The following is a 13,881-nucleotide window of genomic DNA, read 5'->3' on the forward strand; positions in this document are numbered from 1 at the left end:
ACCGTTGATTGGGCCTGTGCCAATCTTGTCAGCGAGCTTATCTACACGTCCTTCTGTTAATTCGCGAGCAATAGCTATAACTTGAAGATCTTTCACCGCAACTGCGTTGTTGAGGTTGTCTCGTTGGGCAACTAGTGTATCAATTGCCTTTTCAACTGCTGCATCGTTAAGCTGTTTAGCTGCTGCTGTGAGGTACTTAGTTTGTTCATCAGTAGCTGCTTTCCATGCAGTATTGATTGCCTCAGTTTGATCAGCAGCAATACCCTTATCCTTAGCAAAGTCAGCTTTAGCTTTTTCAAGTACAGCAGCATCGTTTACATCTGCTTTATGACCTGCCACGCCTTCCAAGTTCTCTTTCACGTTTTTGAGTGAAATAAGCTTGCTAACGTCACCTTGTGCATCGACAAGCGCAACCGCAGCAGGAGACTTACCGCCATTCAACGCATTGTCATTATAGGCATTGTAGACAGCATTAGCACCTTCGCCTTTTGCTGTGTACCAACCAGGAACAGCAGTTTCAAGACCATTAGCACCACCAGCTTTAAGCTCATCAATCTTCTCTTGAGTCAAGTACACCGCTTTCGCATTAGTAATAGTCGCTGCATTTTCCGCACTGTAGAACTTACCATCGGCAAGTTTCTTCAAGTTGTCCATGCGATTACCTTGGTCATCAATGTAAACCACAGGGGCTTCTAGCTTATTCACATAGGTGTTACTTGCATCACCAGAAAGGTTATCAAGTTTGTTCTTAATGCTATCCGCTAAGTCGATTTGGATAGTGTCAAGGACTTCGCCATCGTCAGAAGCTTTGGCTGCGGTGGTCACATAACCATCTGTACCCTTAATATTGAGGGTTTGTGAGAGTGAACGACGAACTAATTTAGTTGAATCAGTTCCATAGTTATCACCTGCAAAGTTGAGACCTGCCATCGCCACTGTGCGTAAATCGCTTAAAGTCACCGCACGGTCTAGGTTAGTGCTTTGACCTAGCAAGCTAGTTACCAATGGTTGTGCTTTTTCAGCGGTTAAACCTGCGGCTTTGGCTTGATGTAGATATTGTGCTTGTTGAGTGGCATTTAGACCGCTCCATGCATTATTGACATTATCTGCTTCAATACCCTCCGCGGTAGCAAACAATTCCTTAGCGGCTGCTTCATCATCTGTCAGAGTACCTGTGCTTGGTAATACCAAATTATCCATCAAGTTAGCCAAGGTGATAGGTTTGGTCGTCGTACCATCCGCATTGACGGTAGAAAGGATAGCGTCTTGCTCTGCGACTTCTGCTACACCTGAAACAGAGTCTGCAGGAGTCGTTGCTGTATATGCATTACCATTGACGGCATACCAACCAGCAGCTGCACCTTCAAGGCCTGTTGCAGATGGGTTTTTCTCCTTAATCGCGTCAATCTCCGCTTGACTTAAGTACTTCACGTGAGCAGTAGCAAGTGCCTGTGCGTCTGATTGGGTGTAAAGCTTACCGTCACCTGCGCGAACGAGGCGTTCACCGTCTTGAGTGGTATATACCACTGTACCTGCGATACCATCACGTAATCCCTCTACCTTATCAAGGATAGATTTACCATCTAAACCATCTTTACCTGCTGGACCTGGGCGACCATCCGCTCCGCTTGCACCGTCAGCACCATTCATGCCTAAAGCATCTTTGAGTGCATGGAGTTGTTTACCTGTAATCGCATCTGTAGATGTCTCTGATACATCACCATCAGCAACACCAGTGACCTTAGCTCCGTTGACATTCACTTGTGGTAAGGTTGTTCCAGTTACCTCACCTCCAGCTTTTGTCGTAGAACCCTCAGTAAGGGTTATTTGTGCTGGGGTATATGCTTTGCCGTTATTTGGATCTTCATCATCAGCAGTCTTCTCACCTGTGATAGAGCTAATACCTGTCAATGCCTTCGCTAATTGGATTGTGAGCGTATCATCAGCAGTATTAATTACATTGATGTTACCTGCAGCACTTTCGAATGTCTTAGCAGCTTCTGCATTCACGCCCTCACCCTTGATATTCAAGGTTTCTGAGAGTGAACGACGGATTGTCTCTCCATTATTACCTGCAAAGCTTAAGCCCTCAAGCGCTACGGTTTGGAGGTCTTTTAAGGTCACTGCATGGTCCAAATCAGTGCCTTGAGTCAATAGAGCCTCTACTACTGCGTGGATTCTATCTGCTTTAAGCTCCTTAGATGCCTTATCGCGTAACTCAGCAAGTTTCGCTTTGGCTGCATCGGCTGCGCCACCTGAACCGACTGCTGCCTCTTTAAGAGCATCAAGGCTATCATATAGACCAAGACCATCTGTCGCTCTGTCAAAGCCATCTGTAATCTTAGCATCAGCCTCAGCATCTGTTGGTGCTGCTACCTTGAGATTATCCGCCAAGTTAGCTAATGTGATTGGGCTAGTGGTTTGACCATCCGCATTCACTGTAGAGAGGATAACGTCTTTTGCCGCAACGTAGTTAGTGCTGTTTTTGTAGTCATCACCACCCGCAATATCACGAAGTGATTGACCTTTCACATTGCCCTTCACGGCAGCATCTGTCAAGGAACCATCAAGGTTGACGTACTCTTTGTCATACCATAAACCATCGTTGGCTTTGACTTTACCCTTAACAAGATCCACTTTGTAGTATTCACCGTTTTCTGCTAATAGGCGGTTACCCTCTGTATCGGTATAAACAACAGTACCTGCGACACCATCACGTAACGATTGGATCTTATTGGCAAAGGTAGTGCCGTTTTGACCGTCATGTCCTGCTGGGCCTTGAAGTCCTGTTGCACCATCTTTACCAGATGCACCTGGGATACCTTGGGCACCTGGGTCACCTTTTTCACCGCGTTCACCAGCGATAGATTGACCGTCTTTACCAGTCGCACCGTCAACACCGTTGATTGGGCCTGTACCAATCTTGTCAGCGAGCTTATCTACACGCCCTTCTGTTAATTCGCGAGCAATAGCTATAACTTGAAGATCTTTCACCGCAACAGCGTTGTTGAGGTTGCCAGCTTGTGCGACTAAATCATCAATCGCTTGTTCAGTAACTTGATCATCAGTGATATTGTTTTTGGCAGTAGAAATCAATTTTTCTTTATCAGCAAAACTCTCCCATGGTGTATCACCATGATCTCCAGGTTTATAATCTTTTTCAGCTGCCGCTGTCGCTAGTTTTGTCTTCACTGCGTCACGGTCAATATTCTCTTTCACGTTTTTAAGTGAAATGAGCCCTTTAACCTTGCCTTCATTATCAGTAGCTGTATTATTAACATCCACTAAAGCAAGCGCATCACGTTCTGCTGCCGTTGGTTCTACTTTTGTATATGTCTTACCAGTACCATCTACCTTATACCAACCTTTACCAGCAAAACCTTGCAAAGTCTTATCTTTTTCAAGTTCAGTCACCTGTGCTGCTGTGAGATATTTCGCTTCGGATACTTTAGCTTTTTCGGTTTCAGTGTAATACTTACCATCATCTAACTTAGTCAAACGGTTACCATCTGCATCCACATACACCACAGTCGCATCGGCATTTGCCGCTGCTTTGGTTACGTATGTGTTGTTAGCGTTGTCGGCTAAATTAGCTAACTTATCTTTCACACTTTGTACAAGATCGATAGAGATCGCATCGCCACTTGCTGAAGTTGTAATGTATCCTACTGTACCGATAATACGCAAAGTTTGTGATAATGAACGTTGCACTGAGCCAGTATCACCAGCAAAAGTCAAGCCAGCTAATGCTACAGTTTGCAGATCTTTTAACGTTACTGCTCGATCGAGGTTAGTATCAAGATTTAGTAACTGACCTACTGTATTGCTAGCATAAAGGGCTTTCTTCTTACTATCCTCTAAAAGTGCTGCCTTCGCACGGGTTAATGCGTCGGTAACCGCTTTTGCTTGTTCATCAGGAGAATCACCAGCAGCTGCTTTTAGTTTGGCTACAAGAGCTTCATAAGTGGTTACTTTATCTTCATCAGTTTTATCTGCGTTATATGTTGCCATCGCTTGGGCTTGGATATCTTCCTCAGTGATTTGTAATTGTAAATTATCCGCCAAGTTCGCTAACGTGATTGGGCTGGTCGTTGTACCATCCGCATTGACAGTAGAGAGGATAACGTCAGTCGCTGCTACTTTTTGTGCATCACCGCCAGCTGTGCTGAGGTCTTTAAGCGATTTACCTGTACGTAATGCTGTGATTCGCTCAACTTCAGCTTGTTTCTCTGCTTTCTCTGCTGCTCCAGCAGCTTTTAAAGCTTCTTGTGCCGCTTGTAGCTCCGCATCGTACTTCGCTTGATCAAATTGACCATCTTCTGTGACATAATCTTCGTTATACCACAAACCATCATTCGCTTTTTCAAGATGTGCGTCTGTCACAAGCTTGGTGTGGTAATATTGACCATTTTCCACTAAGAGGCGGTTACCTTGTTTATCGGTATACACCACAGTGCCGGCGATACCGTCACGTAGGCCTTGGACTTTGGCATTTAAGCTGGTGCCGTCCATGCCGTCTCGACCAGCGGCACCGTCATGCCCATTAGCACCAGGTACGCCCTTACCGTCAGCGAGATCTCGACCGTCAGCACCATCTTGACCATCAACACCGTTGATTGGACCAACACCAATCTTGTCTTCCAAATTGTCTACGCGACCATCGGTTATCTCACGTGCCTGAGCCACTACTTGAAGGTCTTTCACCGCAACTGCGTTGTTAAGGTTGTCTCGTTGGGCAACTAGTGTATCAATTGCTAACTCTACCTTATCATCATCTGATAAAGCACCTAAAGCAGTATTGGCGGCTGTATCAATATAAGATTTCTTAGCAACAACATCAAGAGCTTCCCAGCTTGCATCTGTATGGCTAGCAGCATCTTCAGCGATATAATCTGCCTTCGCTTTCTCAATGACTTTAGCATCACTCACTAATGCTGCTTTAAGTGCGTCATTCGTGATGTTCTCTTTCACGTTTTTGAGTGAAATCTTGCCTGTAACACCACCTTTTTCATCCACTAAAGCGAGGTCAACTGGTGTCTTAGCAGTTGGTGCTTCCCTGACAGCTGTGTATTTGCCGTCACTGTTTTTCGTATACCAACCAGCAGCTTTAGCACCATTACTACTAAACGTTGTTTCCTTGGCTTGGTCCGCAGTAACATAAACAGCTTCCGCTAATTTTTCAGCGTCCTCCGCTGTATAGAACTGACCATCATCTAACTTCGTCAAACGGTTATCTTCTGCATCCACATACACCACAGTACCTACGTTTTTAGCAGCTTCTGCTGCTGCATCAGTGGCAGCTTGAGCCGCATCGTCAATATTGCTTTGTAATGTGCTAATGACAGAATAAAGTTGTGAGCCGTTAATTGCATCAGTTGATGTAGATGCGATAAGACCAGCAGCTACGCCTTGGAGACGGCGAGCTTCTGTAGTACTACCGATAGTCACTACACCTACAGGTGTATCGCCTGCAAAATTACTAAATGTAATCGTCTTTTCAGACCCACCTGTTGGAGTGTATTTATAGTCAAAAGATGCGTATCCGTCGGTTATACCAGCAGAACGCCTAGACGCATCATTCTTATCAATTGCCGCTACTTTATCACCTAGATAGACAGAGTGGTCTGCATTCGCTGTTACTCCGTTACCCAATACAAAGATATATTGAAGGTTTTCATTTGGGGTTTTTGCAGTGTTACCGTCATATCCAAGCTTATTACTATTACCAAGTACGACAGACTGTTTGGCATTTACTTTGTTATCATTACCCATCGCCATCGTATCATCAGCATAGTCAGAGAACTGATTACCGTTACCTATTGAATAAGATCCGTCACCATCTACACTAGTTGGATCACCAAAAGCCCCTGATTTTGATCCCTTTACTGTAAGACCTGTACCAATAGCAATGGATTTAGACCCTGTAACCTTATTGCTATAGCCCAGTGCGATAGAATACATTCCTGACTGTTTGCCATCAATGTCTTTATCACCAGTACCACTCACGTTCTTATTGTTACCTACAACGTTCTCCATACCAATTGAAATGCTGTTTTCGGCACGTGCTTTTGCCTTTGTTCCTAACGCAATGGCATTTTTGGCATTAACAGCAGATTCCACACCAATGGCGATACCTTGTACACCACCTTTAGTCACATCATTATCGAATGTCGCAGGAGTTATATCATCCTTCCATGTAAGCACCCCAGTTGTCGCAGCTGCCTTGTAACCTAATGCAATACTACCGTTAGCTTTGGCGGTATTATTGTTATAGTTAGAGGCATCAAGCTCATTTGTCGGAATGGTTTGGGTTGGTGTTTGTTGGCCATCTGTCTCAGCTGCAGTAGCAATGCTTCTTAACACGGCAGCGATATCATCATTAGTACTGAAAGAAATCGCATTCAAGTTTGATGCTAAGCTCTTAAATGTAGTATTCGCGCTTTCTATAGCCTCAATCTCAGCCTTCATCTTCTCCAAAGCATCTGCGTCAAAAGTCTCTTTGTTGATATCTTTACGTGCTCTATAGGTCAGATAACGTGATTTCTTAGTGACATAATCTCGATAGTTCTGTACAAGCTTCTGATCGTTAGCAATGCTTGTACCATCTGCAGCCTCATTTCCCGCTTTATTAACAGAAAGGAAATGAAGTTCCTCTACTTTTCCTAGACTATCGATCTTGTCTTGAACCTGAATATCTAATTCTTTTAACTGGGCAACGGTCACTGCATCAGTGTCTTCAGCACCAGCAGCAACATTGACTAAACGACGCTCACGACCTACAGAACCTATAGAAACATAACCTGTTTGAGGGCTAGTAATCGAGTAGATAGCTTTGTCGGGGTCAGGAACCCACGCCTTTTTTTTCAATTGCTCAAGCGTGTAGTCAGTTACTGAGTCTACCCCTAGCGCTACAGAGTTGCGGACATATGCTCGAGCATTCGCACCCATTGCCATAGCACGGTAACCAGAGTTAAAAGAATCATCGCTGCTGTAGTAATCAGCATCAGACTTGCCAGTAGGCTTAGCACCTGCAAAGTTATACACCCGTGCTCTATTACCCAACGCCATCGCTTCTTTAATATTATATTTCCCAGCTGTATTTTCGACTGTATTAATATCATCAACACTGTTTTCAGTAATCACCCCATTAACTAATAAGGCTAGAGAATAAGACTGCACATTTCCATTAAAAGAAATTGAATAGTTACCGATAGTAGATTCGGTACCGATGGCAATAGAGTCTTTTGCTCCTGCAGAAGTAACAACTTTATTACCTAATACCACGTTGCGTGCTGAACCTGTTTGAGATTGGTTGTTGCTTTCTGCCAAACCAAAACCGATTACACGGCTGTTGTTACCAATCAGAATGTTATCTGTACCACGCATAAATGAGCCAGTACCTAATAACATGGAATCTTGCGAGTTATTGAGTAAATGTGAGTTAGTACCCAACACAATACCGTTTACGATATTGGCATTAACATCATTCCATTGACATCCCGCGACACAATCGATACGTGTATTAGCAGTATAATCCGTGATAACGCCTGTACTTGTTATTTGCTTGTAAATATTAGTCTCTGCATAAGGGTCACTAGGAGTATTCTCCATATAAAAGCGTCCCAAAGAGCTTCGTGCACCGACAACAATAGAGTCTCTCGTATTACCCCCTACTGTTACCAAGTTACCCTGAGCAATGATATTCTCGGTGAGGCCATAATTACGTTTAACATTTTCTTTGGCAGTAGCATCAGAAGCATTCTTAAGATCTTGCGCCAGCGAATTTAAATCTTTAAGAGAAACAATGCGCATATTATTACCAAGTGCAAAAATATCATAACCCTTGGCTTGTGATTGCGAACCTAAGAGAGCAACTTGTTGAGAACCTTGCCGCACATTAGAAAGGCTACCCACGACCATCGACACATCACCGTAAGATACCGCACCAGAACCGATGGCAAGCGTTTTTTCTCCATTGGATGCTGCTGCGGTACCCAATGCCATGGAGTTATCCTTTAAGGCGCGAGCTGCAACCCCAAAAGCAACTGCATTTTTACCATTAGCAGCAGCATAAGTGCCTACAGATAACGCATTATCTTTTAAAGCACTTGTACCACGACCTAATGCCAGTGAGTTATCCCCTACCGCCATTGCAAACGAACCAATAGCAACAGCATTCTTAGCATCCTTAGTATTATCAGTAGTAGATTTGGCAACACCTAGCAATTTTTTGTTTTGCACTAGTAATGTGTATGCTTTCAGAAGATTGTCGTGCTTACCAATCACCTCTCCTCGAGCTGGATCAAGGTAGGTTTCTTTTTTCCATGCATCTTTATCCAGATCGTTAGCTTCTGTAGCTTTTTGTTTAGCTAAGTTTTCTAATTCGACCTTTTGTTCTGATGTTGCGGAGTTTGCAAATACCTCAGCACGTAATTCTGCATCAGTAATGCGTTGTTTATCGGCGTCGGCATAGTTTGCTTTAAAGTTCTTGAGAAGATTATCATTAGAAAAAACAGTCTCTAATGTTTGAAGATATGTAGTAGAACTATAATTACTATTAGGAGATTGAATACCTAATAGTGATTTAGCTGCATTTTCTAGTCGTCCAGCATCACCAATAGTATCATCAACATTAAAGCTTTGTTTCGCCTCCGTTGTTAGTGTAATGTTTGTATTTGCGTACGTACGTGTACCCATGGCGAGAGAGTTTTCCCCTGTCGCAAAAGCACTATAACCGTACGCTGCAGAGCCTGTACCTAGTACTTGAGTACGGTTACCTGCGGCAATTGAGTTATCCGTAAATACATAACTGTTACTACCCAATGCAATAGAACCTACACCCTCAGAACGTGTCTCAGTACCAATAGCGGTAGATCCTTTTTTCAATGCGAAAGCTAGGGTACCTACTGCGGTTGAACCAGAGGCATAGGCAAGAGAACGTGAACCAATCGCAATAGAGCCGTCACCCTGTGCTAACGTTGGTGAGTAGATAGTTTTTCCTCTATCACCACCTGTGCCGACAGTATACGTAGCAGAACTTCCACTACCACTCTTAGCAACCTTCCATCCATAGATTGTCCCGTTTGCATCAATATTACCGTACAACTGCTTGAAATAATGCTCTACATCGTACTCGGTAATCACATTCTTATAAGTTTCTACGTCGTCAGAACCCAATGCGATAGATGAACGACCTACAGCATAGACGTTATTACCCACAGCCGTAGCTTGCGAAGTACCCACAGAAGATGAACCAATGACCACCCCTTGACCACTGGTTGCTCGATTGCTAAGTAATCCATAAGGGTTGGCAAGAATAGAAGAACCTGCACCTATGAGGACAGATTTAGTGTAGTATTCAGTAGAAATATCGCCATCACTCTCTTCACCAATATGAGCTGTACTACCAATCACTACAGAAAAAGGAGCTTGACGAGCATAAGTCCTATTTGCACCATCATTAGCACCAATCACAATTGTGCGTCCATTCCCCCCAAGGGTATTATCCTGCCAAGACCATGCTCCAGTACCAAATACAATATCCCCAGTAGATTGTGCCTTGGCACCTACACCAACAGCAATACCGTATGAAGCTACAACACCAACTTTATTCGTGTCCGTTCCCATATAATTGCGCTCATTCCATAGGGGATTTAGTGCTATTACATACTCCTTAAAGTTATCAGTATTATTACGAGTACACCCCGACATTTGGTCATCAGGAGCAATGCTACCACAATCAATGTCGATAGAGTCATACGCAGCAAAAGCATCAGTCCATGGTGCAACAACCCCAACCGCAATTAAACCAGTTACAGCCAATGGTGATAATTTGAAAAATTTAACTTTTTTGTTTTGAGATGAAAAATAGGTAGGATTTTTTGAAGTTAGAGAAGAATCAAATTCCCCCCCCCCAAGCATATTTGTTACTACATCACGACTTTGTTGTTTTTCTGATTTTTCTTTACCATGGCTTTTCGTTAATTCTGATACAGCAACAAAAATTCCTCTGGTTTTATCAAAAATTACTCTAAATATATGGTTCATGTAAACTCTCTTAGTCTATGTGTTTGTAAAATCTAAAAAATTTCTTTTGTCAATTTGAAGTGTCAATTCAAAGGCAAGAAAACCTGCTAAAAAACAAATCATCCAACAATAATTAGCTCTTTCATTCTAGCAACCATATAAATTTACGTAAACAAATAAAAATGAGATAACAAAAATAGTGATTTTCATATATACCAAATATACATAAAAACCTTATCATTTTGTTGCCATTATGTATCAATATGTTAAAAAATGGTTGTCAATAAAAAATGATTTCATACTTTACTATTTATATATCATAATAAATACACTATCAATTTGATATATAAGTATTTTTTAAATTAAAAACTTACAAAGAACCAACAAAAAACCAATTTAAAGACGAAGATTTATACAATTTTTTTGTCTATATTTTTCTCACTTTATATACATTTTCTAAGTATCTTTCCTCACACCTCTACAATTTTTTTTTAAGAAATACTTAAAATTTTGATAATTTAATTTGTTATTATCTAAAAAAAGAATAAGGAACAGACAAAATAAAACTATCTTTTGTTTACAATTAACATACCGAAACAATCTTTTATTTTTCTTTTTAAAATAAAAGCTTAAGATTATTAAACTCCACTGCTTATTTCACTTCTTTAATTTTTTAATCTATTTTTTCTCTGTTGAAAATTGAATCTTTTATTGTTTATTTTTCTAGCAAAATTTACATGAAACCAAATCCAGTACGACTATTGAGAAAACTTCAACTTATTACACAAAGCTATTTCACCCATTTTTTGCGCTAGATCAATTTCTAAAAATTCTCTCTAATCGTGAAAAAAACTTCTATCACTAAAAAATATAACTACGCTCCCTAAGGTAATAAAATCACCATAATAGATAAATCCTGATAAATAAAATTTGTTATTCTTTTCTAAATTTGCTATATTTCGCTCCGAAATTTAAAAGGATAAAAACGAAAGATAATGAGTAAAAGAAATACCAAACAACGCCGTCATGCCATTCTAAAATGCCTAGAAGAACAAGGCGAAGTTACCGTAGAACAGCTAGTCAAGCAATTTGAAACCTCAGAAGTTACGATTCGTAAAGACCTTTCAGCATTAGAACAAAATGGATTATTACTCCGCCGTTATGGCGGCGCTATTTTGATGCCTGCTGAAGTATTAGCAGAAGAAGAAAATGAGGCTTTATCGCCACAAAAAGTTGCTATTGCCAAATTAGCGGCGGCACAAATTCGTGATCATAATCGTATTATTATTGATACTGGCAGCACCACTTCAGCGCTAATTAGTCAGCTCAATAAAAAACAAGGCTTAGTGGTAATGACAAATTCGTTAAATGTCGCTGCTGAATTACGTCAGCTAGAAAACGAACCAACTTTATTAATGACAGGCGGTACTTGGGACGCTTCTTCCGACTCATTTCAAGGCAAAGTCGCCGAACAAGTTTTACGTTCGTATGACTTTGATCAACTGTTTATCGGCGCTGATGGTATTGATTTACAACGCGGTACAACGACTTTCAACGAATTAGTTGGGCTTAGTCGCGTGATGGCGGAGGTTTCTCGTGAAGTGATTGTAATGGTGGAATCACAGAAAATCGGTCGCAAAATGCCAAATTTAGAACTAACTTGGCAACAAATTCATTTCTTAATCACTGATGATCGTATTGATCCTCAAGTGAAACAACAAATTGAAAATCTCGGTGTGGAAGTGTTAATCGCTTCTGCAAAATAACTTATTTCTATTAATTAAAGAAGGAAAAAATTATGTGTGGAATTGTTGGTGCAGTCGCACAACGTGATGTCGCGGAAATCTTAATTCAAGGTTTGCATCGTTTAGAGTATCGTGGTTATGACTCTGCTGGTGTGGCAGTCGTTGATAGCCAACATAACTTACAACGTGTTCGTCGTGTTGGTAAAGTTAAAGCCTTAGACGAAGCGGTAGAACAACAACCTTTAATTGGCGGTACTGGGATTGCGCATACTCGTTGGGCAACTCATGGTGAACCATCAGAAGCCAATGCACACCCACATATGTCTGGTGATATTGCAGTAGTACACAATGGCATTATCGAAAACTATCAAGAATTAAAAGCTGAGCTACAACAACGCGGCTATCAATTTGCATCACAAACCGATACTGAAGTTATTGCACATTTAGTGCATTGGGAATTGCAATCTTGCCAAAATTTATTGCAAGCCGTACAACAAGCGGTCAAACAATTAACTGGTGCTTACGGTATGGTGGTAATGCACCGTTTACAACCAGAACATTTGATTGCTGCTCGTTCTGGTAGCCCATTAGTCATTGGTTATGGTGTTGGCGAAAACTTTTTAGCTTCTGACCAATTGGCTTTATTAAATGTAACTCGTCGTTTTAGCTTCTTAGAAGAGGGCGATGTTGCGGAAATTACTCGTCGTGAAGTAACGATTTATAACCGTTTAGGCGAACGTGTTGAACGCACGATTGCGGAATCAAATTTAGAACAAGATGCCGCAGATAAAGGGCATTTCCGTCACTTTATGCAAAAAGAAATTTTTGAGCAGCCAACTGCTATTATTAACACTTTAGAAGGTCGTATCGCCCACGATAGCGTTATTGTTGAAAGTATTGGCAGCAAAGCAAAAAGCATTTTAGAAAATGTACAACATGTACAAATTGTTGCTTGTGGTACTTCTTATAATTCAGGTATGGTGGCGCGTTATTGGTTTGAAGCGTTAGCTGGCGTCAGTTGCGATGTCGAAATTGCTTCTGAATTCCGCTATCGTAAATTTGTTACTCGTCCAAATAGCTTATTGCTTACGCTTTCACAATCAGGCGAAACCGCAGATACCTTAGCGGCACTGCGTTTAGCGAAAGAAAAAGGCTATATGGCAGCGATGACGATTTGTAATGTTGCTGGTTCTTCTTTAGTGCGTGAATCTGATTTAGCCTTTATGACACGTGCAGGGGTAGAAATTGGTGTAGCTTCAACTAAAGCATTTACTACACAATTAGTATCAATGTTGATGTTAGTCGTAGCAATCGGTAAGTTAAACGGCAGTATTTCTGCGGAAAAAGAACGTGAAATCGTACAGGCATTAAATAGTATTCCAACTGATATTGAAAAAGCGTTAGTCTTTGATAAACAAATCGAGAAGTTAGCTGAAGACTTTGCGGAAAAACATAATGCGTTGTTCTTAGGTCGCGGTGAGTTTTATCCAATCGCTATGGAAGCGGCATTGAAATTGAAAGAAATTTCTTATATTCACGCAGAAGCTTATGCTGCCGGTGAGTTAAAGCATGGTCCATTAGCTTTGATTGATGCTGATATGCCTGTTATCGTTGTTGCACCAAACAATGAATTATTGGAAAAAGTAAAATCGAATATTGAAGAAGTGCGCGCGCGCGGCGGTCAATTATATGTGTTCGCTGATGCCGAAGCTGGCTTCCAAGATAGCGATAATATGAAGATTATTACGATGCCGAAAGTTAATGAGTTGATTGCGCCAATTTTCTATACCGTACCAATGCAATTGCTTTCTTATTATGTGGCAATTATTAAGGGTACCGATGTTGACCAACCAAGAAACTTAGCGAAAGCGGTGACGGTTGAGTAAATATCAATTTATCAATATTGAAGTGTGAGGGGAGCGTTGAGCTCTCCTTATTTTATTGACAAGGTCAATTATAAAACTTTTAGTTAAATTATTTCTTATCTCAAGTTTAGGTTTCGCCCTAAAGGGCGACTTCATTTTATTCGCAAGTGAACTTCATTCACTTGCTCACCCTAACGGGTCGTTGCAAGCAACGTTCAAAAAGCTAACGCTTTTTGTCATTGCTT

The 13,881-nt window shown here is 41.3% G+C and carries 3 protein-coding genes; 2 read left to right on the forward strand and 1 reads right to left on the reverse strand.

Annotation, left to right across the window (positions count from 1 at the left end; translation table 11 throughout):
• The coding region (locus QS62_RS06070) for an ESPR-type extended signal peptide-containing protein (protein ID WP_082966142.1) at nucleotides 1-10,047 on the reverse strand (10,047 nt) is incomplete at its 3' end.
• 974 nt (nucleotides 10,048-11,021) lie between these two features.
• On the opposite strand from QS62_RS06070, the gene QS62_RS06075 reads away from it, so the two are divergent.
• Nucleotides 11,022-11,792, forward strand: a complete 771-nt coding sequence (locus QS62_RS06075; protein ID WP_197496268.1) for a DeoR/GlpR family DNA-binding transcription regulator — start codon at nucleotides 11,022-11,024, stop codon at nucleotides 11,790-11,792.
• Between the two features lie 32 nt (nucleotides 11,793-11,824).
• A complete protein-coding gene (gene glmS / locus QS62_RS06080) occupies nucleotides 11,825-13,657 on the forward strand; it encodes a glutamine--fructose-6-phosphate transaminase (isomerizing) (RefSeq protein ID WP_066107437.1) in 1,833 nt (610 codons plus the stop codon).
• The last annotated feature ends 224 nt before the right edge of the window (nucleotides 13,658-13,881 follow it).

Source organism: Gallibacterium salpingitidis (assembly GCF_001678495.1).
GTDB lineage: Bacteria > Pseudomonadota > Gammaproteobacteria > Enterobacterales > Pasteurellaceae > Gallibacterium > Gallibacterium salpingitidis.

What these genes read in the sequence shown, in the direction of transcription:
- QS62_RS06075 (WP_197496268.1), top strand. Translation starts at nt 11,022, where the DNA reads ATGAGTAAAAGAAATACCAAACAACGCCGTCATGCCATTCTAAAATGC.
- glmS (WP_066107437.1), top strand. Translation starts at nt 11,825, where the DNA reads ATGTGTGGAATTGTTGGTGCAGTCGCACAACGTGATGTCGCGGAAATC.